This window comes from Pseudoalteromonas citrea, from assembly GCF_000238375.3.
GTDB classification, from domain to species: domain Bacteria; phylum Pseudomonadota; class Gammaproteobacteria; order Enterobacterales; family Alteromonadaceae; genus Pseudoalteromonas; species Pseudoalteromonas citrea.
Window position 1 is genome coordinate 1,106,891 of the sequence record NZ_AHBZ03000027.1, and the last position, 26,826, is coordinate 1,133,716.

22 protein-coding genes are annotated in these 26,826 nt (G+C 42.1%); 18 read left to right on the forward strand and 4 right to left on the reverse strand.

Annotation, left to right across the window (positions count from 1 at the left end):
- The first annotated feature begins 4 nt into the window (after positions 1-4).
- The 6 genes from PCIT_RS22765 (at position 5) to PCIT_RS22790 (ending at position 5,731) form a co-directional block, all read left to right on the forward strand.
- Complete coding sequence (locus PCIT_RS22765; RefSeq protein ID WP_010366083.1) at positions 5-763, forward strand: energy transducer TonB; 759 nt, start codon at positions 5-7, stop codon at positions 761-763.
- Positions 764-786: 23 nt separating this feature from the next.
- Positions 787-1,293, forward strand: a complete 507-nt coding sequence (locus tag PCIT_RS22770) for a MotA/TolQ/ExbB proton channel family protein (protein WP_010366080.1) — start codon at positions 787-789, stop codon at positions 1,291-1,293.
- A complete protein-coding gene (locus tag PCIT_RS22775; RefSeq protein ID WP_010366078.1) occupies positions 1,286-1,699 on the forward strand; it encodes a biopolymer transporter ExbD in 414 nt (137 codons plus the stop codon). Before PCIT_RS22770 ends, PCIT_RS22775 begins: the two co-directional genes overlap by 8 nt.
- A 159-nt stretch (positions 1,700-1,858) precedes the next feature.
- Positions 1,859-3,967: a TonB-dependent receptor domain-containing protein gene (locus PCIT_RS22780; RefSeq protein WP_010366077.1), complete on the forward strand. Its 2,109-nt coding sequence runs from the start codon at positions 1,859-1,861 to the stop codon at positions 3,965-3,967.
- A 10-nt stretch (positions 3,968-3,977) separates the two neighbouring features.
- Positions 3,978-5,045, forward strand: a complete 1,068-nt coding sequence (locus PCIT_RS22785; RefSeq protein ID WP_010366076.1) for a hemin-degrading factor — start codon at positions 3,978-3,980, stop codon at positions 5,043-5,045.
- Positions 5,046-5,521: 476 nt separating this feature from the next.
- A complete protein-coding gene (locus PCIT_RS22790; RefSeq protein ID WP_010366074.1) occupies positions 5,522-5,731 on the forward strand; it encodes a cold-shock protein in 210 nt (69 codons plus the stop codon).
- Positions 5,732-5,827: 96 nt separating this feature from the next.
- Here the strand turns inward: PCIT_RS22790 and PCIT_RS22795 are convergent, their stop codons facing one another.
- Positions 5,828-6,559 carry a hypothetical protein gene (locus PCIT_RS22795; RefSeq protein ID WP_010366072.1) on the reverse strand — a complete coding sequence of 244 codons (732 nt, stop codon included), beginning with the start codon at positions 6,557-6,559 and terminating at the stop codon, positions 5,828-5,830.
- 287 nt (positions 6,560-6,846) lie between these two features.
- On the opposite strand from PCIT_RS22795, the gene PCIT_RS22800 reads away from it, so the two are divergent.
- The 3 genes from PCIT_RS22800 (at position 6,847) to PCIT_RS22810 (ending at position 8,982) form a co-directional block, all read left to right on the forward strand.
- On the forward strand, positions 6,847-7,404 hold the full coding sequence (locus PCIT_RS22800) for a VOC family protein (RefSeq protein WP_010366070.1): 558 nt from the start codon (positions 6,847-6,849) through the stop codon (positions 7,402-7,404).
- A gap of 30 nt (positions 7,405-7,434) precedes the next feature.
- Entirely contained in the window at positions 7,435-7,857 is a 423-nt protein-coding gene (locus PCIT_RS22805; RefSeq protein ID WP_157592837.1) for a hypothetical protein, read from the forward strand.
- Between the two features lie 150 nt (positions 7,858-8,007).
- Positions 8,008-8,982 (forward strand): IS30 family transposase, encoded by a 975-nt coding sequence (locus tag PCIT_RS22810; protein ID WP_010366066.1) that lies wholly within the window; start codon positions 8,008-8,010, stop codon positions 8,980-8,982.
- A 48-nt stretch (positions 8,983-9,030) separates the two neighbouring features.
- Here the strand turns inward: PCIT_RS22810 and PCIT_RS22815 are convergent, their stop codons facing one another.
- A complete protein-coding gene (locus PCIT_RS22815; RefSeq protein ID WP_010366064.1) occupies positions 9,031-9,750 on the reverse strand; it encodes a substrate-binding periplasmic protein in 720 nt (239 codons plus the stop codon).
- A 212-nt stretch (positions 9,751-9,962) separates the two neighbouring features.
- Here PCIT_RS22815 and PCIT_RS22820 point away from each other — a divergent pair, with 212 nt between their 5' ends.
- From PCIT_RS22820 to PCIT_RS22845, 6 genes are all read left to right on the forward strand, one after another.
- Positions 9,963-10,622: a GntR family transcriptional regulator gene (locus PCIT_RS22820; RefSeq protein WP_010366062.1), complete on the forward strand. Its 660-nt coding sequence runs from the start codon at positions 9,963-9,965 to the stop codon at positions 10,620-10,622.
- Between the two features lie 22 nt (positions 10,623-10,644).
- Entirely contained in the window at positions 10,645-11,538 is an 894-nt protein-coding gene (gene prpB / locus PCIT_RS22825; protein ID WP_010366060.1) for a methylisocitrate lyase, read from the forward strand.
- 107 nt (positions 11,539-11,645) lie between these two features.
- Positions 11,646-12,767: a bifunctional 2-methylcitrate synthase/citrate synthase gene (gene prpC / locus PCIT_RS22830; protein WP_010366059.1), complete on the forward strand. Its 1,122-nt coding sequence runs from the start codon at positions 11,646-11,648 to the stop codon at positions 12,765-12,767.
- A gap of 93 nt (positions 12,768-12,860) precedes the next feature.
- Positions 12,861-15,452 (forward strand): Fe/S-dependent 2-methylisocitrate dehydratase AcnD, encoded by a 2,592-nt coding sequence (gene acnD, locus PCIT_RS22835; RefSeq protein WP_010366056.1) that lies wholly within the window; start codon positions 12,861-12,863, stop codon positions 15,450-15,452.
- Positions 15,453-15,573: 121 nt separating this feature from the next.
- Positions 15,574-16,749, forward strand: a complete 1,176-nt coding sequence (gene prpF, locus PCIT_RS22840; protein WP_010366054.1) for a 2-methylaconitate cis-trans isomerase PrpF — start codon at positions 15,574-15,576, stop codon at positions 16,747-16,749.
- Between the two features lie 96 nt (positions 16,750-16,845).
- Positions 16,846-17,436 carry a LysE family translocator gene (locus tag PCIT_RS22845; protein WP_010366053.1) on the forward strand — a complete coding sequence of 197 codons (591 nt, stop codon included), beginning with the start codon at positions 16,846-16,848 and terminating at the stop codon, positions 17,434-17,436.
- Between the two features lie 42 nt (positions 17,437-17,478).
- On the opposite strand, the gene PCIT_RS22850 is transcribed toward PCIT_RS22845, so the two are convergent.
- Both PCIT_RS22850 and PCIT_RS22855 read right to left on the reverse strand, forming a co-directional pair.
- Positions 17,479-19,728: an ATP-binding protein gene (locus PCIT_RS22850; protein WP_010366051.1), complete on the reverse strand. Its 2,250-nt coding sequence runs from the start codon at positions 19,726-19,728 to the stop codon at positions 17,479-17,481.
- Positions 19,725-20,744 carry a cytochrome-c peroxidase gene (locus PCIT_RS22855; RefSeq protein WP_010366049.1) on the reverse strand — a complete coding sequence of 340 codons (1,020 nt, stop codon included), beginning with the start codon at positions 20,742-20,744 and terminating at the stop codon, positions 19,725-19,727. Before PCIT_RS22855 ends, PCIT_RS22850 begins: the two co-directional genes overlap by 4 nt.
- A gap of 265 nt (positions 20,745-21,009) precedes the next feature.
- On the opposite strand from PCIT_RS22855, the gene PCIT_RS22860 reads away from it, so the two are divergent.
- Genes PCIT_RS22860 through PCIT_RS22870 form a run of 3 tightly spaced genes read left to right on the forward strand, consistent with a single transcriptional unit; the run spans position 21,010 to position 26,718 of the window.
- The gene (locus tag PCIT_RS22860) at positions 21,010-22,413 is read left to right on the forward strand and encodes an efflux transporter outer membrane subunit (protein ID WP_010366047.1); all 1,404 of its coding nucleotides are present in this window, start codon (positions 21,010-21,012) and stop codon (positions 22,411-22,413) included.
- Positions 22,400-23,617 (forward strand): efflux RND transporter periplasmic adaptor subunit, encoded by a 1,218-nt coding sequence (locus tag PCIT_RS22865; protein ID WP_010366045.1) that lies wholly within the window; start codon positions 22,400-22,402, stop codon positions 23,615-23,617. Before PCIT_RS22860 ends, PCIT_RS22865 begins: the two co-directional genes overlap by 14 nt.
- On the forward strand, positions 23,614-26,718 hold the full coding sequence (locus PCIT_RS22870) for an efflux RND transporter permease subunit (protein WP_010366044.1): 3,105 nt from the start codon (positions 23,614-23,616) through the stop codon (positions 26,716-26,718). Before PCIT_RS22865 ends, PCIT_RS22870 begins: the two co-directional genes overlap by 4 nt.
- The last annotated feature ends 108 nt before the right edge of the window (positions 26,719-26,826 follow it).

The following is a 26,826-nucleotide window of genomic DNA, read 5'->3' on the forward strand; positions in this document are numbered from 1 at the left end:
CAATATGAAGATTTTAACCTGTACAAGTATTTCAATTTTGGCCCACAGTTTATTTTGGCTGGCTATGGAACCAGAACCCCCACATTTTAATGGTGGCAATGTTGCCGATATTGTTGCTTTAAAAGTTAAAATACAGCAAGTTGCAATGAAGCAAAAAGAAAACACTCTGGTGCAGAATGTGCCACTTACGGCGTCTAATGAGGCTTTATTTGATGGTAAAAAACAACAGTTAATTACAGTAAAAAAATCAAAAAAAACTGAAGTATTAACTGATAAAAAGGCTGTTCAGCAAACAAATGTTCTGCCTTTGCCTCAAAAAACACTGGATCCTATACCGCAGAAAAATGACAAGCCAATAACCCCTGATTTGGTAAACCCTGAACAACCGCAGGTTGCAGCCCTTGCGTCAGACACATCAGAAGCTGTGTCCTCAAGTGCCCCTTTAGTTACAGAACAACATAGCATGAGTGATGAACTGGTTCACGTCAGTGCTCCTCCCTTATTCAAAGCTCCTCGGCCATTACTAAAATACCCACTGCGGGCTAAGCGCAGAGGCCAGCAAGGTGTCACGGTTGTTTCAATTGAGCTCAATAAACAAGGTGCCATAGTCGCTGTTGATATTGTGAAAAGCAGTGGTTTTGCTGCATTGGATAAAGCGGCATTAAATAACGTAAAACAGTGGCAGTTTTATGCTGTTGAGCAACATGGGCATGCGATTAACGCGAAGTTTACCGTGCCTGTTGAGTTTAGCCTTACAAGTTAACCACCTCTATTTGGAAAGTAATAATGAATGAAGTAATCACGCAACTGGGAATGATGAAATGGCCATTTCTGTGCTTATCATCTTTGGCATTAACATTGATTTTGGAAAGGATTTGGGTGCTATCGGAGGGATTTATTAAGCTAAAAAACAGTAAAGTATTGCTTGCTCAAATACCTTTACACCCCGAAACATTACAGCTTTTTATCCAGCGCTACGTGGTGCAGTGGCGAAAACGACTCGCCTTGATCAGTTTAATTGGTATGTTAAGCCCTTTATTGGGGCTATTTGGCACGGTATGGGGGTTAGTGGTGATGTTTAGGGATATAGCACACTCTCAACAAGCGGTAACACCGGCTTTATTAGCTGATGGGCTATGGGGGGCAATGTATTCTACGGTCGTGGGGTTAGCAATTGCGATCCCTTGTATTTTTTCTCATGGTTTATGCCAAGCGCTGGCGGGGTATATGCAAACAGAGTTGACACTATTTGCAAATGAGCGCGTATCAAATATGCAGGTACAACATGCTTGAACTTCCGCACAACACGAACGACTCGCTATTACCTGATCTGACCGCCTTACTTGATGTTCTATTTATTGTATTGGTATTTTTGTTATTAAGTGTGGCAGTACAAGTGAATGTGTTGGAAGTATCGTTACCCGACTCAGGCGAGCAAGGGGAGGTAGTTTCAGAGCAGTCCCCTCAAGTATTGAGCCTCATGTATGATGGTACGGCGGTAAGTTATGCGCTAGACGAGCAGCCTTTTAGTACCCGTGAAACCTTAATGCAAGCTGTGTCACACATAGCAAAAGAAAAGCCGCTGTTTATTGCCATTGATAAACAATCCCCCAGTGAAGAGCTGGTGAGGTTATTGGCAGATCTGAGTCAACAAAACCGCCAAATTGCAAATATACTTATTGAGCGCAAACAAAAATAGTTATCATTTGTGTTTCTGTTGTTGTATTATGCGCCACAAGTTAAAACCGCACATTTCAGTATGGAGTTAACACCATTATTTTTGGTGAAGGAACTGAGTTAAATGGGGCACTGAAAGTACGGTTTGTTTTTGCTATTAAATAATAATCTGGAGTACCCCATGCGTTTATCTAAAATTAGTTTGTGTCTAGCTACATTGTCTCTTTCTGTGCTTGCACAGGCTAACCCACAAAGCGCTGATAATAAATCAGTGATGGCGACCTCATTAGATGCGGTAACAGTAACAGCAACGCGAACCAAGAAAACGGTATTGCAATCGGCGCAGGCTGTTAATGTGGTTTCAAGCGAGCAAATTGAAAAGCAGTTGGAAAGTAACCTTTTTAATGTGCTCGATATGATCCCCAATGTGAGTGCCAATGGTGGTCCACGAAGTGGTGGTCAAAAGTTTAATATTCGTGGTTTTAGCGATGCCGAGGACGTATTAGTTACTGTTGACGGTATGGTACAAACGTTTGAAAAGTATCGTATGGGGAGCTTGTTTACCGACCCTGAGCTATACAGAACCGTGAGTATTAAACGAGGAACTAGTACGGTCTTACATGGTGGTGGCGCATTAGGTGGGGTAGTGCAGTTAGAGCTTAAAGACGCGGCTGATTTTTTACGTGACGGCGAAACGGCAGGCGCAAAGGTTAAGCTCGGCTTCGACAGCAATAATGACCAACAAAATGGTTCTGTATTTGCGTTTGCCCGACCAATCGACGAGCTGGATTTACTGGCCGCGGTCGTAAAGCGTGATAGCGACGACTTTGAGCTGTCAAACGGAGAAATGCTCGATAACTCAGGGATTGAGAATAGTTCGTTATTGTTAAAAGCTGAGTACTTTTTAACGGATGACTCTTTATTAGGTGCGACATTCAACACCACGCAAGATGACCAAAGAACGGAGTTTAACACCACTGATCCTGGCGCATGGGGAACGGTATATCGTGAAGTTGAGCAGACAGTTGCCAATTTAAGTTATGAATTAACGCCATCTGATAATCAATATATTGATTTGACACTTAAGCTTGGTTTTACCAGTAGTCAGGTTACGGAAACTGATGGAATAGGTATGCTTAAAGATTTCATCGGGATTAAATCTAACTATGAGTACAACATCACCACATTTGATGCGATGAATACCTCAAAGCTTGGTGAGCATATACTCACATATGGTGTGCAATATACAGACAAAGAAAGAGTCGGTGAAAAAACAGCCTTGCCGTGTGAGCGAGTCAATTTTGAAACCTATGCGTGTGAGCAATATGGCACTGTGGCTGTTACTGGAGAAATGACCTCTCAACCTGGTGGTGATCAAGCGCGTACGGGTCTGTATATTCAAGATGAATTTAAGCTGCGAGATTTAACAATTATTGCAGGTGTGCGTTATGAGCGCTATGAAACGACTCCAACCGCTGAGTTTGCCTCACAGTTTAGTGCGTTAAATACGAAAGTAACGCACAGTGATTGGGCGCCTTCAATCAGCCTGAACTATCAAGTTACTCCTGAATTTTCTGTCTTTGCCAATAGGCAGTCAGGGTTTAGAGCGCCGCTAATAGATGAGCTTTATGACCAGTATGGGGGTCGTCAACCAGCCCTTGATTTAGATATAGAGTATAGTGATAACAGTGAGTTAGGATTTATTTATACGGCTGATAATGTGCTCAGTGACACGGATTCATTAAATGTTCGTATGATGTATTTTGATATTAATGTGGATGATGAAATTACCTCATTGACCAGCGAAAGGCAAAACCCAATGCCTAACGCACGCTATGCAAATCGTGCCAGTAATGACCGTGATGGGTTTGAGTTGGAACTAGAATATGCAAATCAGTATATGTATTCAAACCTCACGTACAGCACGATTGAAGGGGAAGATAATACAGGCAAAGATCTGTGGTATTTACCTGCGGATAAGTTAAGTCTTGATGCTGGCATGGCTTTGCTAGAGAACACCGTGATGGTTGGCGCAAAAGTCGTACATACCTCAGACAGAGAAGTTGAAAGTTATAACCGTCGTACGCGCGAATATAGCTTGCAAGACCATCAGAGCCATACAATATGGGATATTTATGCCAGCTGGGACGTAACTACAGACGTCAACCTGCGTTTGGCTATTGATAATGTGTTTGATAAAGAATACACGGTTATAGCGGGTACTGGTGGCGGAATTGGTGATTATGGTGTTGGCCGTAATATAAAGACTCAAGTTAGCTGGCGTTTCTAAGGAACTTTTTATGACTCAACTATTGAAAGAATATCAACTGCTTATTAAAGAACACCCAACAATGCGAGCCGTTGATGCTGCGCATGCCTTAAAGGTGAGCGAAGCGGAACTATTACACGCTCAAATCGGTCAAGGTGTCACTCGACTAGATGATGCACAGATCCCCACTATTTTGAAAGGCTTGAAGCGTCTTGGCTACATTATGGCATTGACGCGAAATGGCTCTGTGGTCAATGAAATTAAAGGCGTTTACGATAAGTTATATATTTCAGAGCATCAAGACAGAGTGATGGGCATTGCAATTAATCCCGGTGGAATTGATATGCGCTTGTTCTTACATCATTGGCGCAGTGTTTTTATTGTAGAAAGCGAGAAACATTCGAGCATTCAGTTTTTTGATGCTTATGGGCAAGCGGTTCATAAAGTTTTCACCACGAGTGACACTGATTTAAACGCATTTTTAAATTTACGCGAACGCTTTAAATTAACAGAAGGGTTAGAGCTTACTGTTCAACATGATGCGCGTGAAACCGAAGCAGATAGGCAGCAGTGGCATAGTCCAAGCGAGCAAGAAGTTGTTGCGTTTACACAGGCTTGGTCTGATTTGAATGATGTCCATCATTTTCCTAATTTACTCAAAGAGTTTAAATTAGCGCGAATACAAGCACTTGAATTAGCCGGAGAACCTTGGAGCGCAGAAATAAGCGCTACGGCGTTAGAGTCTGTATTGACGCAGTCACGAGATAAGAAAATTGAAATTATGGCATTTGTGGGTAATGCAGGTGCAGTACAAATATACTCGGGGCCGGTAGTTAACCTTAAGCAAGTTGGCCCTTGGTATAATGTACTTGATGAAGCATTTAATTTGCATGTTAACACGCAAGATGTGAATCGAGCATTTGTGGTGCGAAAACCAACCGATAACGGCGATACCATTGTGTCATCTATCGAATTCTTCGATGATAAAAATAATACCGTGTTGACGTTATTTGGCCGTCGTGTGGAAGGAAAAACACAAAGCACAGACTGGCAAGCGCTGTGTGATAAATTGATCTCTAGCGACCGAGAAATTGCGTAAGTTATAGCGCAAAGAGTGATATAAAATAGGTGACTGCTTTAAAAAGCCAGTGATAAATCACTGGCTTTTTTCTGTGAGCTTCGTTGTCGACATACCTGTAATGGATGCAAAAGATGACGCTCCTTCGTACCTTGCAAAGCGCTAGTCATAAGACATCAGAGAGGCGGTGTTAATGAGAACCTGTGTTCTATTAATGAACGATTTTGTGCTTTTATTGGTGCTTTATGTATGTTTTGGTTGTTTTTTCGTTAAATGTCATGGAAAGTTCATCTATGTTATGCGTTAAAATTATTGACTTGGCAATGTAGATCTATAGTATGAGAATTAGACAAAAAATATGTCAGTGTTTATAAAATTCCATTACGTTGTTGTATAAGTCTAACTTGTCGTACCGTCCTGAAGTTTTTAAGTACCGTCTAGTTTTTGCTCTATGCGCCCATATGGGCATAGTTATAATTTTTTCAGGATTTAAAGATATGTCTAATACAGTAACTGGCACAGTTAAGTGGTTCAACGAGTCTAAAGGTTTTGGTTTCATTGCACAGGAAAATGGCCCAGACGTTTTTGCTCATTTCAGCGCTATTCAAGGTGACGGATTCCGTACTTTAGCTGAAGGCCAACGTGTTGAGTTCACTTTAGCAAACGGCCAGAAAGGCCCACAAGCAGAGAATATCACTTTGCTATAAGCTGTAAAGCTTAGATAAAAAAAGCAGGCCGAGGCTTGCTTTTTTTGTGCCGGAAAAAGAATAAAATCATTTCGTGGTATTATAAGTCACTATTTTTCAGGTTGGCATCTGAAAGCCATGCCTAGAGCATAATTTCAGCACGTCACTTTTTTCAACTGAATAATCAGCAAAGAAGTCATACGCTAAGCTGGCATAATACCTAGTATCTTCGTCGACAAAAGAGGGCTGTCCAAAAGCATCTTCCCTAGCTGAGGAAATAATATTGTTTCCGTGATTAAAAGCGATAGAGGCGAGTCCTTTTATATAATCGTCATCAGTAATTTTTTTGTCTACGAATAGCTTACTTAAATAGTCGGCGATTGGCTTGTCTATTTCACTTACACTGAAGTAGAGCGACTTTAAGGTTCGAATCATAATTCCTCTAGAGATAAATGAAAAAATTGAAGTCGTTACTGCCCCTGTTATATAAGCAGCTCGGCTGCTTTGTAGTGCAATAGACTGTATTGCAAGTTGCTGAGAACGTTCATTATCTTCGGTATAGTCAATTGCATAGTTGCGTACGTCAATTCTTAGAGCTTCGGACAATTCTGCCAACGATACTGTATAGTTTCCTTTTTTACCTTTGAATCGCTTAACAAAGCGAGATGCGGATTTTTTTGAATAATTTCTATATTGGCTCTCTATGGATGGGAGAAAAAGTAAAATAAATAAGGGGTATACTGGAAATATAAGAAGTACAATAGACCAGGCTATTTTGTTTCGATATTTCTTTTTGGCTAGCCAATAACCTATACAGCCACTACCAATGCTTAAAATTAAATATTCCAAAGTATTAACTCCATATAAGTTTTGGAAATAGAAGTAAATAATTTCAATTATTAACTTTTTCAGTGATTTAATCAAAGTCAATGAATGTTAGGCGATACTTATCTAGATGCTTTTTAATATTAGATCAGTGTTATGAAATAAATCGTGTTCATATTGTGCTAGCTAATTCATGCCGATGACAATTTTCATTCCAAATTAAACATTAAATATTTTCTTTATATGGGTACAATTGGAGTGCGAAAGCAGCGATACTTTGCTGTAAGATTAGTTTAAAATGAGCTGTAAATATGGAAATAAATAAGAATAAAGAACTACCGAATATGTTGCTGAGTCATGTTGAATTGTATGTCAAAGATTTAAAAGAAATGACCGCGTTTTATACCGAAAAACTCGGGTTTGTGATCACAGATAGTGGTTCGGGAGATAATGGCATGGTTTTTTTGTCTCGTAGCCCAAATGAACACCATCAAATTGTTTTGAGTCCCTACCCATCGCGCAGCGCGAAAGACAGCCCTGTTGATCACATTTCTTTTCGAGTTGACTCATTAGCACATTTAAAACGTTTTATTGAGTCGCTGTTGTGTAGCGATGAGATACCTGTGCAAACTGTCTCTCATGGTTCTACTTGGTCAATATACTTTCGTGATCCTGAAGGGAATCGCTTTGAAATATTTACTGATACGCCTTGGTATGTGCATCAGCCCTGCAAATTTGAAGTCGACTTTAACCTGTCAGACGAGGCCTTAAGGGCATCAACGCTACAGGTAATTAAGGCGCTTCCGGGGTTTGCAATGGCGAATGATTGGCAGCAATCACATATCCGTCAATTGAAGTCGAACGATTAACAGGCTCTTTGATATTGATTTGGGAGGCGAATGATGTGTGTTAAGCAGCGTGGTGTATTTTTTAGCTTCCTATTGTTAATGCTCGTTGGGTGTACAACAGGTCAGCTGGAATACGTGACACCAGAAGGCACAACCAAAGTAGCATGTAATACTGAGTATACTTGGCAACCGAGCGTAGATAAATATGCGGTTGAATATATACTGAGTTATTGCGCTGAAAAAGCAGCGAAGCAAGGCTATATTGTTAAAAATATATCTTTGCTGAGTATTGACCGTTCATTCCCCAAGGCGCCGAAAGGGTGCCTTTGGACACATGAACTTGCTAAACAGTTACATGTGACAGGTTCGCTCACTGATAAACAATATGGCTATATTATTGCCGCACTCGATTTAGGCCATATTACTGGCAAATCAGAATGCCGTGAGCCACTCATTAAGTCAAACATCGATTAAATGACCTATCCCCCACAATAAATAGCAGCCTTTAATTATGCCCGAATTCAAGTTCCAAGTGCACCACGTATAAAAACTAGATAAAAATAAGACACTTCTCAGTTTCTGCTAATGTAAATGTGCGACCAAATACATTTTAGGAGCTGAGAAATGTCTTATGAACATCTTAACAGTTTTGAGCGAAAAGCAATCTATTATCGCCATAATAGTGGTGAAAGTTACCGCTCAATCGGCCGTTTACTTAACCGACACCACACTACCATTATGCGAGAAGTAAAGAGGAATAAACCCCCTTATTATACTTACTTCGATGAATCTGCAGAAGACTTGGCAGCCGAACGTAGAAAGAAACCAAGGCACGCAAAAAAGTTTGCTAATAAAACGCTTTATCAGCATGTTGTACATAAACTGCAAGAAGGTTGGTCACCAGACGCCATAGCTGGAAGGCTTAAAAAAAACCATCCAAATGACAAGGGAGAATGTGTCAGTCATGAGACAATTTATCAATGGGTTATTAAAGACTATCAAGTTGGTGGTGGGCTCTATAAAGCATTACCAAAACGTCACAAAAAGAGAAAAAAACAAAGAAAATATGGGGACTTACGAGGTAAGATAAAAAACCGAGTTAGTATCCATGAACGACCTAATGTCGTTGAGAAACGGTCTCGTATTGGCGACTGGGAAGGTGATCTTGTTGAAGGAAAGAAAGGCTCTGGATATATAATTACTCATGTGGATCGAGCAACAAAATATCTAATGGCCCAAAAAATAGAAAATAAAACAGCAGAGCTTTTCAATAAAGCAACGATTTCAATGTTTATAACGTTAGACACTTCTAAGAGGCTGACACTTACACTTGATAACGGGAAAGAGTTTTCACTTTTTAATAAGCTTGAGAATAGGCTTAATATGGATATTTACTTCGCCGATCCTTACTGTTCATGGCAGCGCGGTACAAATGAAAATACAAATGGGTTGATACGTCGATATTTCCCCAAAAAAACAGATTTTTCGACTATAACTGATAATGAACTACAAGAAGTAGTAAACAAAATTAACAGTCGTCCAAGAAAGATTTTAGATTATCAGACGCCTGAGGAAGTCTTTTTACTTGATAGTTTATAATGGTGCACTTGCATGTTGAATTCGGGATGGATTAAGTATGGCTCATTATTAATGAGCCATAACGTTCTTATAGGCCGCTGATTTTTTGACTTTTTCATGCCCTTTACGTAATTCTTCCACCACTTCATGAGGTGTGGCTAAGCTCGCTGCTAAATACCCATTGAGTGTTAATTCAGGGATTTCATACACAAAACGAAAGCTGTCATCTGCTAACCCAAAAGAATTGGCAAGTGGTGTGAGGTAGCGTGCATCGTCAAGGATGATATCGACTTTTTTGGCGATAAGCAGTTGGTACGACTTTACAATGTCGGCTGTTAAAATATAGTCAAAACCACGCGCTTTCAATATGTCTTCTGATATATCGCCGCGTTGAAGGGCCAGCCTGTAGGGAATGGCATGAGACAGGTGCTGAATATTTATATCAGCGCGTTCTTTGGTTGTGACAAAGCCGAGTTTAAACAGCGCGACAGGGCCTATCCAATGAAAAAGCTTTTCTCTTTCAGCCGTTCTAACCATGCTGTAAATAAGTATATTGGGGTGTTTTTGTGCTTGTTGATACGCCCTTGCCCAGGGATACATTAAAAATTGTGCATCTAACTGAGCGTATTTAAGAATTTGCTTCACGACCTCCGTGCTGGTTCCGGTTACTTGATTATTCTCTAGCATCTGATTTGGGGGAGATAATTCTGTTACTACGCGTAATTGCGCTATCGCGCAGGGTGTGAGACATAGCAGCAGTATAAATACGAGGGGCTGATAGTTACTCATTTCCTTTTCCTCGCTAATCGTTGCTTACACGCTCTGGCCTATATCTAGTGTAGCAAACATCACAGGGGTCGCGAATTTACCTATATTCACCGTGTTTATAGAAGCTATTTTCTATTTTGTCGACAATCTAGGTTCACCTCTGTTGACGTAAACGTCAACTAGATCTATATTGTCTGCCCATAAGCAATGCACATAAGTTTAAATAAACAGGTATGGTTATTTTTAAAGAGCAAGCAATAACGGCTTCTGATAAGGTTTTTTTTCGATTGAGGAAAGAAATTGTTGATGGGGTTATTTTGGCAGGCTCTAAGTTAAGTGAAACTGAATTGTCGACAAATTATGCGGTGAGTCGTGCTGTAATACGTGAAGCAATTAACCGGCTGGAAGCCTGTCACTTAGTGGAGCGAAAAGCGAATATAGGTGCTCGAGTGGTATCTTTAACGCCCGAAGGTCTCATTGAGCTATATCAAGTACGTGAATCACTCGAAGGGATGGCTGCCAGATTGGCTGCAAAAAATATGTCAGAAGACGAAATTGCAGACTTAAATGCCCTTTTGAATAGTCAATCTGATGAAGTGAAAAACGCAGAACTCTATTATCAAGAAGCGGGCGATCTTGATTTTCATTACCGTATTATTCAAGGCAGTAAAAACGCCTATTTAATCTCAATGTTAGTTAATGGCTTATACCATTTGGTGCGCATGTATCGAGTTCAGTTGGGGATGGCTGGCCCGAGAGTAACGAGCGCATTTGATGAACATAAAAATATTGTACAGGCGATAAGTCTTCGTGACTCTGAGTTGGCAGAAATGCTGATGCGCCGCCATATTATGTATTCAAAAAATAATATAAAAGCAAAACTTCAATCATAAAATCAAGCTAAGAGAGAACATCATGAGCACAGGATACAAAAGCCCAGGAAGAACATTTAGAGAGGCACTGAAAGCGAACCAGCCACTGCAAATTGTCGGCACTATTAATGCTTACAGTGCGATTATGGCAAAGCAAATAGGCCATCAAGCAATTTATTTATCAGGTGGCGGTGTCGCGAATGCGTCTTATGGTTTGCCTGATTTAGGTATGACGTCATTAAATGATGTGATTGTTGATGTGCAGCGCATTACTGCGGCGTGTGATTTACCTTTAATGGTTGATATTGACACCGGCTGGGGTGGTGCATTTAACATTGCAAAAACCATTAAAGATATGGAAAAAGCCGGCGCAGCAGCAGTCCATATGGAAGATCAAGTTGCACAAAAACGCTGTGGGCATCGCCCGAATAAAGAGATTGTCTCAACTGAAGAGATGGTCGATAGAATTACAGCCGCAGTAGATGCCAGAACAGATCCTGATTTCTTTATTATGGCGCGTACCGACTCGTTCGCACAAGAAGGGTTAGAGGCAGCAATCGATAGAGCAAAAGCGTATGTTGCAGCGGGTGCTGACGGTATTTTTGCTGAAGCGGTTAAAACAGAAGCCCATTATCGTGCATTTAGCGAAGCATTAGATGTGCCTATCTTAGCGAATATCACCGAGTTTGGACAAACTGAACTTTGGAACAAAGAAGCGCTTGGTGAATGGGGCGTGGATATGGTGCTTTACCCTCTGAGTGCTTTCAGAGCAATGAATAAAGCTGCTGAAAACGTCTATCAGGCAATTTTATCGGATGGCGATCAAAAAGCTGTCATCGACACCATGCAAACTCGTATGGATTTATATGATTATCTTGGCTATCACGTGTACGAACAAAAGCTCGATTCATTATTCGCTGAAGGTAAGAATAAATAATCGTCAACACAATATATAAGTGCCTGTTAATACGGGCGCTTACAATAGAAAATTATACAAAATAACTATCAATACACAGCAGGTTAAAAATTTCAGGAGATAATACCATGGCAAAAGTACTTAGTGGTGCGGGCCTTCGCGGTCAAGTCGCAGGGAAAACAGCATTATCAACAGTAGGCGTATCAGGGTCGGGTTTAACGTACCGAGGCTATGATGTAAAAGACTTAGCACAAAACTGTGACTTTGAAGAAGTGGCACACCTTATTTTAAAAGGTCATTTACCAACACAAGGCGAGTTAGATGCATATAAAAACACGTTACGTTCAATGCGAGGCCTACCGGTTGCGTTAAAAGAAGTGTTAGAACGTATTCCTGCTGATGCCCATCCAATGGACGTATTAAGAACAGGTTGTTCAATGCTTGGCAATTTAGAGGGTGAGTCGAGCTTTGATATTCAAGGCCAAGTAACAGATCGCATGTTGGCGTGTTTCCCGAGTATTATTTGTTATTGGTACCGTTTTAGCCATGATGGTGTACGTGTTGAGGTTGAGACTGATGATGACTCAATTGGTGGGCACTTCTTACATATGCTGCATGGTAAAAAGCCCAATGAACTACATGAGCGTGTAATGCATGTCTCACTCATTTTATATGCTGAGCATGAGTTTAATGCGTCAACATTTACAGCGCGTGTTTGTGCATCAACGCTATCAGACATGCATTCATGTGTGACTGGAGCAATCGGTTCATTACGTGGTCCATTACATGGCGGTGCCAACGAAGCCGCAATGGAAATGATCGAAGGCTTTACGTCAGCAGATCATGCCGAAGAAGAAATGATGGGTAAATTGGCACGCAAAGAGAAAATAATGGGCTTTGGTCACGCGATTTACTCTGAGTCAGACCCGCGTAATGAGATTATTAAGCAATGGTCAGAGAAGCTGGCTGATGAAGTCGGTGATACCGTGCTATACGCCGCCTCTGAGCGCTGTGAAGCAGTGATGTGGCGTGAGAAAAAGCTATTCTGTAACGCTGATTTTTTCCATGCATCTGCTTATAACTTTATGGGGATTCCAACCAAACTGTTTACCCCTATCTTTGTGATGTCTCGTTTGACTGGGTGGGCTGCACACGTTATGGAACAACGTGCAGATAACCGTATTATTCGCCCATCTGCAGATTACACAGGCGAAGATTTACGTCCAGTAACCCCGATTGCTGAACGTTAATTTTCACAATTGATACTTATGGCAAAACACGCAGTCATGTGTTTTGCCTCTTAGCTTTAGAACCGTCACCTTATTTTGCCTGTGGATGTAGTTATGAACACAAAATTCCGTAAACTGTTGCCTAATAGCCAGTTAAGCTTTTACGATACCCGCGAAGCCATTGAGTCGCTAAAACCAGGCGCATACGATGCATTGCCTTATACTTCTCGCGTACTGGCTGAAAACCTTGTGCGTCGTTGTGAACCTGAAAAACTAGATGCGAGCTTGACGCAAATTATTGAACGTCGCCGCGATTTAGATTTTCCGTGGTTTCCTGCTCGCGTGGTATGCCATGATATTTTAGGCCAAACAGCCTTGGTTGATTTAGCCGGTTTACGAGATGCCATTGCTGCCAAAGGTGGAGATCCATCAAAGGTCAACCCAGTTGTCCCTACCCAGCTTATTGTTGATCATTCACTGGCTGTAGAGCATCCCGGTTTTGAAGAAGATGCATTTGAGAAAAACCGTGCAATCGAAGACCGCCGTAATGAAGACCGCTTTCACTTTATCAATTGGACAAAAACGGCATTTAAAAATGTTGATGTGATCCAGCCGGGTAACGGCATCATGCATCAGATCAATTTAGAGAAAATGTCGCCTGTGGTGCATGCGCGTGATGGCGTGGCATTTCCTGATACGTTGGTTGGCACTGACAGCCATACGCCGCACGTTGATGCACTTGGTGTTATCGCCGTAGGGGTTGGTGGCTTAGAAGCTGAAAGTGTCATGCTGGGACGTGCTTCTTACATGCGTTTACCTGATATTGTGGGCGTTGAGCTTATGGGTAAAGCACAACCGGGGATCACAGCCACAGATATCGTACTGGCGATCACGGAGTTTTTGCGTGCTGAAAAAGTGGTGGGAGCTTATCTTGAATTTTACGGTGAAGGGGCTGCCAGTTTAACCCTTGGCGACCGTGCAACTATCTCTAATATGACACCTGAATATGGTGCAACCGCAGCGATGTTTTATATCGACCAGCAGACCATTGATTATTTAAAGATCACAGGTCGTGATGATGAACAAGTTCAGCTGGTAGAAAACTATGCTAAGCACACCGGCTTGTGGGCAGATAGCCTAGAAAAAGCTGAATATGAGCGGGTTTTAAAATTTGATTTATCGGCAGTGGGCCGTAATATCGCTGGGCCTTCCAATCCGCATAAACGGGTAGCCACCGCTGATCTTGCCAAAACTGGGATTGCCGGTAAAGTTGAGCAAGAAGAGGGTAAAATGCCCGACGGCGCAGTGATCATTGCTGCCATTACAAGCTGCACCAATACCAGTAACCCACGCAATGTTATTGCGGCTGGATTGTTAGCACGTAACGCCAATGCGAAAGGCTTGGTGCGCAAACCGTGGGTTAAGTCTTCATTGGCACCGGGCTCAAAAGCTGTAAAGTTGTATTTAGAAGACTCTGAATTACTCCCAGAACTTGAACAGCTTGGTTTCGGTATTGTCGCGTTTGCTTGTACTACGTGTAATGGGATGAGTGGTGCACTTGACCCGAAAATTCAGCAAGAAGTTATTGATCGAGATTTATATTCAACAGCGGTATTGTCAGGCAATCGTAACTTTGATGGTCGTATTCACCCTTATGCAAAACAAGCGTTTTTAGCATCTCCTCCTTTGGTTGTGGCTTATGCCATTGCGGGTACGATCCGCTTTGATATTGAAAAAGATGTACTTGGACATGATCAAGATGGCACGCCTATCACTTTGAAAGATTTGTGGCCAAGTGATGAAGAGATTGATGCCGTTATAGCAAAAAGTGTAAAGCCAGAGCATTTCCGTCAAGTGTATGAGCCGATGTTTGATTTAACCGTCGATTACGGTGAAGACAATGATCCATTGTATGACTGGCGAAAAATGAGTACTTACATTCGTCGCCCGCCTTATTGGGAAGGTGCATTAGCTGCTGAGCGCACCATGAAAGGGATGCGCCCACTTGCGGTATTAGGTGACAATATCACCACGGACCATTTATCTCCTTCAAATGCCATTATGGCAAGCAGTGCTGCGGGTGAATATTTGGCAAAAATGGGCCTACCAGAAGAAGATTTTAACTCATATGCAACCCACCGTGGCGACCATTTAACGGCGCAGCGCGCTACGTTTGCTAACCCTAAGTTATTCAATGAAATGGTACGTGATGACAAGGGTGAAATAAAACAAGGTTCATTAGCGCGCATTGAACCTGAAGGGCAGCAAACACGCATGTGGGAAGCGATCGAAACCTACATGGAACGTAAACAGCCTTTGATCATTGTGGCGGGTGCGGACTATGGCCAAGGCTCATCACGAGACTGGGCAGCCAAAGGAGTTCGCCTAGCGGGTGTGGAAGTGATTGCCGCTGAAGGATTTGAGCGTATTCACCGTACCAACTTAATTGGTATGGGTGTATTACCCCTTGAATTTGCTGCGGGTACAACCCGTAAAACGTTAGCCATTGACGGCACTGAAACATACGACGTTGAGGGGGATACTAGCCCTGGTGCAACGTTAACGCTTATCATCCATCGCACAAATGGTGAACGTGTTGAAGTACCGATGCTATGTCGGTTAGATACTGCAGAAGAAGTGTCAATTTATGCTGCAGGTGGTGTATTACAGCGTTTCGCGAAAGATTTCTTAGAAGCAAATACGTAATTTCTTCCATTTGAGCACGACGGCCTAGGCTTGAAATATGATGATTTTTTCAGGCCTAACTTCTTTTAGTCATGATATGTAACGGGCTTTTATGCAACGAAAGCTCTACCAAGGAATTCTGATGTCTTATAAACCACAGATCAAAATACCCGCGACCTATATGCGTGGTGGCACAAGTAAAGGGGTGTTTTTCAATTTAACTGATTTACCTGAAGCAGCCCAACACGCAGGGCCCGACAGAGACCAATTACTGTTGCGTGTGATTGGCAGCCCAGATCCTTATGCTAAACAAACAGACGGTATGGGGGGAGCAACATCCAGTACCAGTAAAACGGTGATTTTATCAAAAAGTAGTCAGCCAGATCATGACGTAGACTATCTGTTTGGTCAGGTTGCGATAGACAAACCTTTTATAGATTGGAGTGGTAACTGCGGTAACTTAACTGCTGCTGTGGGGTCATTCGCTATCAGCAATGGTTTAGTGGATGCACAGCGGATCCCTGAAAATGGCATTGCTATTGTGCGTATTTGGCAAGCAAATATAAAAAAAACCATCATTGCCCATGTGCCGATCACCAATAATGAGGTACAAGAAACCGGAGATTTTGAACTCGATGGCGTGACCTTTCCCGCTGCAGAGGTAGTGGTGGAGTTTATGGATCCGGCGGCGGGTGACGGCGCGATGTTCCCGTCAGGTAACTTGGTTGACACCTTGGAAGTACCAGATATAGGCAGTTTTTCGGTGACCATGATCAATGCGGGGATCCCGACTCTGTTCTTTAATGCGCAAGACTTAGGCTACGACGGAACAGAATTACAAGAAGCCATCAATACAGATGACGCAGCGTTACAGCGTTTTGAAACTATTCGCGCTTATGGCGCTGTGAAAATGGGTTTAATTGACAATATAGAAGAGGCTGTAACTCGACAGCACACGCCAAAGATTGCCTTTGTCAGTCAAGCAAAAGGTTATACCTCGTCAAGCGGTAAAGTAATTAACAGCCATGAGATTGACGTGTGTGTCCGTGCATTATCAATGGGTAAATTACACCATGCCATGATGGGGACTGCGGCAGTTGCTATTGCCACAGCGGCGGCGATACCCGGCACTTTGGTGAATAGCGCGGCTGGCGGTGTCTCACGAGATAGCGTGACGTTTGGTCATCCCTCAGGCACTTTAAAAGTAGGTGCTGTAGCCAATAAAGTGGAGGGCCAATGGCAAGCAAAAAGTGCCGTAATGAGCCGCAGTGCGCGGGTATTGATGGAAGGCAATGTTAGAGTGCCACCAGCGGATTAGCCGATTGTTAGAATCTAGAATAAATCGACATGTCATTAAAGCCCATTAGGGCTTTTTTATTCAGTAAAAAATGTATTGAGGTTAGGGATAATGTATATGGAAGCCGTTATATCATTGGTATTAACAACTGCATTGCTATTGGGTTCTCCTGGTCCTGCTCCGTTGGCATTGGCCGGCGTTGGTGCAAGTTTTGGTTTTAAAGGAGGAATGGGGTTTTTAACGGGTATTTTAGCGGGCTTACTGGTGGTGATTTTTGCCGTTGCGGCAGGGCTTGGTGCCTTATTAGCGGCTTACCCTCCTGTGAGCTTCTTATGCCAAGTGATTGGCGTAGCGTATTTGGTTTATGTCGCGTACAAAATAGCCTCCGGTCAAGGCGGCGTTAATGAATTGAATGGCACGGCACCCAGTTTTAAAGATGGCTTTATTTTAAATCTTATCAATCCGAAGGCGTATGCGGCTTTTCTAGCAATATTTTCTAGCAATATGCTGGTGCTTGATAGTCAGTTACTCAGTGCCATAGTTACAGGCGCTATCTGCTTTTTAGTTGCCGTACTTGTCGATGGACTATGGATGGCCACAGGGGGTAGTTTTCGGCGCTTCTTTACTAAACCAACTCACGCAAAACGGCTGAGGCTCGGATTTTCTGGTGCGTTGCTGATCAGTATTATTGTGGCCTTTGTTTTATAAGTAAACTTTATTGTGATGGCTATTCTTACAATCAAACAGGCCCTATGCGCTTAAGTCTTTTATCGTTAAATATTGGGTGAGAATTTGCTCTAGAGCTTGCGTGTCAATGGGTTTGGCCAAATGGGCATTCATTCCAGTGTTTAAGTAGGTGTCTATATCTGATTCCATCACATTGGCGGTCAATGCAATAATGGGGAGTTGCTTGCTATTTAAGTGCTGCCGAATTTTTTGTGTTGCAGTTATTCCATCCATAATGGGCATTTGAATATCCATTAAGACTAAATCAAAATGTTGCGCTAGGATCAGTTCGACAGCTAGTTGCCCGTTGTTGGCAAGCTTAGGCGTAACACCAAATTGTTCTAGCAATCGTTTACTGACCACTTGGTTGACAGGGTTGTCCTCGACGAGCAGAACACTGATGTTGCAAAACTGTGTTGGCTTGGCTGTTTTCTCCGTGAGTTGAGGCGGCTCTGTTTGTGGTTTGTTGGCCACTAAATCTGTAAATACAATAGGCAAATTCAAAGTGTGAATGGTGTTGTTTTCACCATGTGTATGGGCATTGCCAATGAGGTGTACCTTGGTAGTTGGCGCGTGATGAATGTTATCAGAGCTTGTTATTAGGCTCGCCTGTATAAATGCATCGGCCGGTGATAATTGATGAATAAGGCTATTAAAGTGCTTTAAATTATGAGCAATTTTGACGTCATAGCACCAATATAACAGTTGCTTTTTAAGTACTTTGCGGACAGCTAACTCAGGATAAAGTAACACACATACTTTTGCGTCATAGCGACGAGAGCGGTGGGTATTTGTCGATGCTACTGGGATCTGAAATTGAAATACAGTGCCTTTTTCGCTCTTACTGCGCATTTTTATATTGCCGCCCATAAGAGCAGCTAGTTGCTTTGAAATGACGAGCCCAAGCCCGGTACCACCGAATTTACGTGAGGTGGACATTTGTGCTTGCGTGAATCGTGTAAAGAGCCGGCTTTTTTGTTCGGGCGTAATACCAATGCCGGTATCAACCACTCTAAATATGATACTAGCTTGATCACTCATTGATGGAACAACTTTAATATCTAGCTTTACAAACCCTGTTTCAGTGAATTTGATGGCGTTGTTTAATAGGTTGAGCAGCACTTGATTTATGCGTCCTTCATCGCCTTTAAAGTACTGATAGCCAAGGTCATTAATACAAAACAACAGTTGCAGGCCTTTATCGTTTGCTGATTTTGTTAGCGTTGCTTTTAAATGATTAACGATATCATATAAGTCAAAATTTCGAATTTCTATGTCTAGTTTATTTTCTTCAATTTTTGAGTAATCTAATATGTCATTAATGATCCTGAGCAGGTTTTTAGTCGAATAGTCGAGCATACGTAAGTGAGATTTTACTTTACTGAACTGTGTTTCATTTAAGCAAATTTCACTGAGCCCTAAAATCCCATTCATGGGCGTGCGGATCTCATGTGACATATTCGATAGGAACTGGCTCTTTGCTATCGAAGCTTCCTCGGCTTGCGCTGAGCGATACCGTAATAGGTTGTTTATTTTTCTAAATACCACACTTAGCAGCAGCATAAATAACAGTGCGATAATAATGATGAAGTAAATAATGATGAGGTTACGGTCATCGAGTGATTGGTTAATGATATTTTTTTGTAGAGTGATTTGTTGCACCAGTGCTTGCTGAGTCAGCTCAATAATGGCTTCATCTACGATATGCTGATTGGAGATTAAAAATAAAATGTGCTTTTTAAGTTGCTGGTGCTTTCGTTCGTCAATATACAGAGCCGTAAACAAGCTAGGATTACCGGCTAAATAGTGTTTTATATCTTGCTCGTTTTTATCATTAGGTGTGTTGTAAAACGATAACAGTTTAGCGAACAGTTTTATTTCTTTATGGTCATCATATGTTGTTGCATTACTCTTAATTTTCGCTTGTTCTATTAACTTTCGCGATGTTTTTAACACACTGACAATCTGTAAATACCGTGAAATAGTATTACTGAGTTGGTGCCAGCTTTGCGCAATGTTCGGGGCAACATAGGGAGATAGCATCAACTTATCAACGGTTAACTGCCAAGTTGCCTGTTTGTCAAAGTAGGTAACTTTATCGTGATTTATGAGTAAGGTTTCAATAATTAAAGCATTCACGGCAGGTTCTAATTCGGTATATAACGCACGCCTTTCATAATTTTTGTTTTGTGACACCACGTTATCAATGGTGGTGATGGAAAAGTAGGCGACAAAAATAAGTATGATAATTTCGAGGAGGTAATCTCGGATCATTTGTGTGCTACCTCAGTACTGCTAAACGCGTGTAAAAAAGCGACTAAATCTTGTTGAGTTTGTTCTGAGAGCTCTATACCTAACTGCATTTTTGCCATGAGTGAAACTGCCTCAGAAAGGGTTGCGACTGAACCATTATGAAAATAAGGGGCTGTTAAAGTAACATTACGTAAGCTAGGCACCTTAAAAATATGCTTATCATTTGGGTTTTTTGTGACTTTATAGCGGCCTAAATCGTCTTTGAGTGAGCCTTGAATAAGGTCGATACGGCCCAGTTTTTGATACATATTGCCTCCGATGTTTCTTCCTTGATGGCAGCCAATACAACCGAGGCTTTGAAATGCGCGCCAACCTCGTTGCTGTTGTTGAGTAAGTGCATTCTGATCACCAAGAAGGTACCGATCAATGGGGGAATGAGGCGTAATTAACGTTGACTGATATAAAGTAATTGCTTTACTGATATTGTTTTTATTGATGGTATTTTCATTTAATTCAGAGAAAGCTTGTTTTATTGCAGGTTCTTTATTGAGCTTGGTAATGATTTGTGGCCAATTGCTATTCATTTCTGCGGGGTTATGGATCGGTCCAGCAATTTGTTCAAACAAATCAGTGCTTCTTCCGTCCCAAAATTGCCTAAAGTTGAAAACGGCATTGAGCACGGTAGGTGAATTGCGTTCCCCTAATGCGTTATTAAAGCCAGTCGATAGCGCAAACCCGTCATCGCCACCGTAATTAACAAGGTGGCATGATGCACAGGCAATACTGTTATCGCCCGATAGCAACTTGCTATTAAAGAGTGATTTTCCTAATTGTACCCACCCTTGTTCGAAGTGTGCTTTTTCTGGGATAGGTTGAATTGGCCCCGGTACTGAAACAAACTCGAATTGGACCTGCTCTGATACGTTTTCGGTGTATGACTCTTTTAAATGGATGAACTTTAGCCAAGCGTAACTTGCAACAATGCTCAATGTTGTAATAACCAAATAAGCGATGTGTTGAGCATAGTTATCTCTCACTTTAAACAAATCCTAGTATGTGATTTTGTTGTATTAAGTGTAGTCACTTTTTATGTAATGGTTACATGTAATTAGATTTAAAGTTTTAGTGGACTTCGTATTATTAGCAGGCTGTTTTGCCGTTACGTTAGTGTGTGAATTATTGGCTGAAATATTACAAACCTCGTTGAAATGTAAGGCTATGTAAAGTTTGTTGAGCTAGTTTGATAAGGCCTATTACACTTAAGGCTGTCATACATTAAAAAATCAACAGGAGCATTGAGAGATGCTACAAAAGACCACGCTGTATTTAGCAGTAGGTTGCCTACTACTTAGTGGCTGTAATAGTACATCTGAGATAGCAAGTGACTATCGAAGTAACATCAATGTGCCGACTCATTGGCAGAAAGATGAACAATCAAAGCCGATAAAAATCGAATGGTTAGCACAGTTTCAAAATCCGCAACTTCATGCATTGGTAAGTCATGCTTTACAGAATAACCATGCGCTTACCCAGCAACAGCTTGCTGTAGAGTCAGCACGTCAGCAATTGATTATTTCTGGCAGTGCTTTGTGGCCTACCTTGGATTTATCATTTGACAGTTCAAAGCGAAGGACTAGCAGAGAAGGGGCTATAGCAAGCAGTCAGTCACTGGATTTGTCGATAAAGTATGAGCTGGATTTATGGGGCAAGTTATCGGCAAATGAACAGCGTGCGAATTTGGTATTTATGGCGCAACAAGCCACATACCTGCAGCAACAATATGAGTTGGTTGCGCACGTGATCACGGCATGGTTTTCAGTGATCGAGGCAAATCAACAGCAGGCGCTATTGGTTGAGCGCGTTGCATTAGTGGCGCAAAACTTAGATATCATAGAAAGTGGATACCAAAAAGGCTTAAATAGTGCGTTGGATGTGTATTTGGCTCGCAGTGAATATAACAATGAACAAGCCAAAGTTGAAAGCCAGCATGCTGTTCAATTAAATACCGTAAGAGAGTTGGAACGTTTAGTCGGGCATTACCCAGCTGGGGTAATAGCGGTGGATGCAGATCTTACTTTGCTAAAGTCTGACGTGTCGTTCGGGTTACCCTCTGAGTTAATTACTCGAAAACCGCAATTGGTGGCTAGTTGGTATCAGTTACTGGCCAAAGACGCTGAATTAGCTTATGCCCACAAGCAACGTTTTCCGAGTATAAATTTAAATATGGGTTATGGCTTTAATCACGATGAATTGGGTCAATTGTTGTCTGGTTCTGCACTAGGTTGGTCGCTATTAGCGGGCATGACGGCGCCTATTTTTAATGCTGGAAAGCTGGCAGCTAACGAAGCGATCGCACACATAGAACTAAAACGGACAGAGCAAAATTATTTAAATACGCTTCAGGATGCTTTTTTAGCAGTAGAGAACGCGATCACCGCAGAAGACTCGCTACAGGCACGGTATCAACAAACGCGTGATGCAGCAGATCATGCACAGTTTGCACAACTATTATCATTTGAACAGTATTTAAAAGGGCTGAGTACCTATACAACAGTACTCGATGCGCAAAAGCGCTCATTTGAAGCGCAAAGCAATCTGATTTCAATAAAAAAACAGTTACTCACAAATCGCGTTGCACTGCATGTTGCGCTGGGCGGTGACTTTCAATTGACTCACTATGAGGAAGTACCCCATGAAAACAATTAAATCTGTATTAGCGCCTCTGTGTATCTTAGCCATAACAGGTGTGTTGATATTTTTTATAGTGAGTAACCCACCACAGAACACGCGCTCAAAAGGTAAACCACAAGCGCAGATGGTGGTAGATGTATTGACGTTGGCAGCGCAAGATTTCACCATGGAAATTAATAGTTATGGGGTCGTAAAGCCGCGTACACAAAGCATGTTGGTAGCACAGGTATCTGGTGAGATCAGTTATGTTAGTGACCAATTTAGAGATGGTGGCTTTTTTGAAAAAGGTCAGTTGTTACTTCAAATAGACGACCGAGATTATCAAGCTGAGGTTAAAATTGCGCAAGCCACCTTACTCAGTGCTGAGCAAGCGCTGTTAGAAGAGCAAGCGCGCAGTGAACAAGCGTTGGCTGATTGGCAACGATTGGGCAATGGATCCAATGCAAATTCGTTGGTGCTGCGCAAGCCTCAATTAGCTGCGCAACGTGCCAATGTACTCTCAGCACAAGCTAAACTCGAGAAAGCGCAGCTTGCACTTGAACGCACACGTGTGGTGGCACCGTTCTCTGGACGAGTATTAAATAAGCAGGTTGATGTAGGCCAGGTGGTTTCTAACAATGGCCAGTTGGCAGAAGTTTACGCAGTGGATTATGTTGAGGTGCGTTTGCCAATTAATAATGGTGATTTACGGTTCGTTGTTCTGCCAGAGCAATCACGAGATGGCGTGCATAATGGTGAACAAGCGAAGGTTATATTTAGTTCTGACCTTGTTGGGTATCAGCAGTGGCAGGGCACTATAATACGGACCGAAGGCGCAATCAATGACCAGTCACAACAACTGTATGTTGTGGCGCAAATTAGTGATCCATATTCAGCAAAAAAATTGGCTCATTTTCCGATAAAAATTGGTCAATATGTCAACGCGAAAATTACTGGTAAAACATTATCAAATGCGCTCACTATTCCCAATCATGCTATCTACCAGGGCAGCTATGTATATGTGCTCAATGAACAAAATCTCTTGATGAGAAAGAACGTTGACTTAGCTTGGCAAAATCAAGATATAACGTTAGTACAGTCGGGTTTATCGGCAGGTGATAGGTTGGTCATCACCCCTCTGGGGCAAGTGAGTTCTGGTACAAAGGTCACCGTGGCAAAGGGTGTGCCAAAGCAAGTGAAGCGTGAACGTAACGCTAAAGTTCAAGGAGGTGGCATATGATAGCTTGGTTTACCCGCAACCATGTTGCGGCCAATTTATTGATGATATCAATTTTAATTGGAGGCTTATTTTCATTATCGACGCAGATCCCATTAGAAGTGTTTCCATCGTTTGAAACGGACAGGATCAGTGTCAATATCTCTTTGCGTGGCGCAACGCCTGAGGACGTTGAGCAAAGTGTTTCTATTCGAGTTGAAGAGGCTGTTCAAGATTTAGAAGGCATAGAAAAGATCTCTAGCCGTTCCTCAGAAGGCGCTGCATCAGTCACCATTGAAGTGGCATCTGGCTACGATCCCAGAGATATGCTGGCTGATATAAAAAGTCGCGTGGATGCGGTCAATACCTTTCCTGGCGAAGCTGAAAAACCTGTGATTTCTTTGGCACAGCGTAAAAGAGATGTGATCACCGTGACGGTTGCTGGCAGTTATGGTGAAAAGGAGATCCGGGAGTTCGCTGAGCAGGTACGAGATGACTTATTACGGCTGCCAGCAGTAACACAGATTGAACTAGACGGCGTGAGAAGCTATGAAATTGCGATTGAAATTAGTCAAGATAAACTGCGCCAATATGACTTAACAATTGACCAAGTTTCTGAGCTAATTGGTAATTCAAGCAATGATATATCGGCAGGTAATTTAAAATCTTCTGGCGGGGATATTTTACTTCGTTCGAAAGGGCAAGCCTATCGTAAGGATGACTTTGCAAAAATTGCCATTAAAACCAATCCAGATGGCTCGGTTATTCGCTTAGAAGATGTTGCGACTATCTTAGATGCCTTTGAAGAAACCCCCGTACGCACACGCTTTAATGGCAAGCAAGCTGCTTTCATTGAAGTGTATCGTATTGGCCAACAAAGCGCGATTGAGGTGGCCGATAGCGTCAAGACATATATTGAAGCGCGACAAAGCACTTTGCCTTTTGGATATGAATTAAGTTACTGGGATGATGACTCGGTGATTGTAAAAAATCGCATTTCGACTTTAGCATCTAATGCAATGCAAGGCGGGATATTGGTTTTAGCATTACTGACTTTGTTTTTACGCCCTGCCATCGCATTTTGGGTATTTATCGGAATTCCGGTGTCATTTATGGGCGCTTTTATTGCGATGCCTATTTTTGGTATTAGCCTCAACATTATGAGCTTGTTTGGCTTTATTTTGGTGCTTGGTATTGTCGTTGATGATGCAATCGTCACTGGGGAGAATATTTACACCCACCTCAATAGTGCAGAGTCTGGTGAGGAAGCTGCCATTAAAGGGACGCAGGAAGTTGCAACGCCAGTGACGTTTGGCATTTTAACAACCGTTGCTGCATTTTTGCCTTTGGCTTTTATTGAAGGCGCTAGAGGGGCGTTATTTGCACAAATTCCGGTGATAGTGATCCCCGTGTTATTGATGTCGTTAGTTGAGTCTAAGTTTGTATTACCTGCACATTTAAAGTATCTCAAGTTAAGAAAGTCGACGACTCGGGTGAGTAAATTTAGCCAGTTTCAACGTAACTTTGCAGATGGTTTTGAAAAAGCCATTTTAAAATACTACCACCCTTTACTAAAAAAATGTGTGGCGCGTAAAGGGATCACTTTAAGTGTATTTATTGGTGTTTTTTGCATTATTGTGGCCTTGATCAGCAGTGGCTGGACTAAGTTTATATTTTTCCCACGTATTCCGAGTGAAACGGTGAGAGCGAACTTAACACTGCCAACAGGTACGCCTTTCGAGGTGACGGGAAAATACATTGATCTGATGTCAGATAAAGCACAGTTACTGAAAGAAAAGTATGTCGACCCTGATACCGGAGAAAGTGTGATCACGCACATATTAGCAACGACAGGAGGACGAGGTGGAGCCAGCAATGTGGGCCGAGTACGTTTTGAGATCACGCCTCCCGAAACCCGTACTTTAGATATAGGATCACGAGAGCTTGTCAGCGAATGGCGAACATTAATTGGTCAGATCCCTGGTGCAGAAAGCCTTACTTATAGAGCTGAAATAGGTCGTTCGAGTGACCCAATTGATGTGCAATTAACGGGAACTTCGCTAGAAGTACTTAAAGATGCTGCGCAGAAGGTCAAAGAGAATTTATCAACTTACCCCTCAGTTTTTGATATTGCAGATAGCTTGAGTGACGGCAAAGAAGAATTACAAATTGAGTTAACAGCGCAAGGCCAAGCGTTAGGGCTAACACGTACAGGGGTATCAAGACAGATCCGCAGTGCATTTTTTGGTGCGCAAGTACAGCGTATTCAGCGTGGCCGTGATGATGTGCGTGTGATGGTGCGTTTGCCGTTAAAAGAGCGTAGCAATTTGGCCACGCTTAATGAAATATTAATTAATACGCCATCAGGCCAAACGGTACCGTTAAGTCATATTGCAACGTTGACCCCAGGGCAAAGCCCCTCAAGTATCTATCGTATCGATCGTTATCGTACGGTGAACGTCACAGCCGATATTGAAAAGGCCAATACCAATATGACGGTGTTACAAAGTGACCTGAAGATATTTTTAGACCAATTGGTTTTACAATATCCCGGCATTAGCCATTCACTAGAAGGTGAAGCAAAAGAACAAAGAGAGTCTTTTAGTTCATTGGGCTGGGCATTAATACTGGTATTCTTTGTGATATACGCATTGCTCGCGATACCCTTTAAGTCTTATGTGCAGCCGCTGATCGTAATGAGTGTGATCCCATTTGGTATGATAGGTGCTGTTATTGGGCATTGGATCATGTCTATGGAACTGACCATAATGAGTTTACTGGGCATGTTGGCGTTGGTGGGTGTTGTGGTAAATGACTCTTTGGTCTTGGTGGATTATATCAATAAGCAACGGCGAAAAGGGTATGAGGTTATGACGGCTGTGCTGAATGCTGGCGCTGCGCGATTTAGGCCGGTGATGTTAACCAGTATCACGACTTTTTTTGGCTTAATGCCATTATTATTTGAACAACAGACCCAAGCCCAGTTTTTGATCCCGATGGCTGTTTCGCTTGGCTTTGGCATTGTGTTTGCGACGATGATCACGCTTATTTTAGTACCCGTGAATTACCTTTTGGTTGAACGAGTTCAAAATAGGGTTAATGGGTGTTTAGGTAAAGCTGTTTAAACTAAAGTGGGAATAGTTACTTTGAGCAACAGGTGATAATTTGTTTTTATTTTCTTGTATTAAAAGTAATGCTTTAAATTCTTTTTAAGATACAGTGAGGCTAGATGC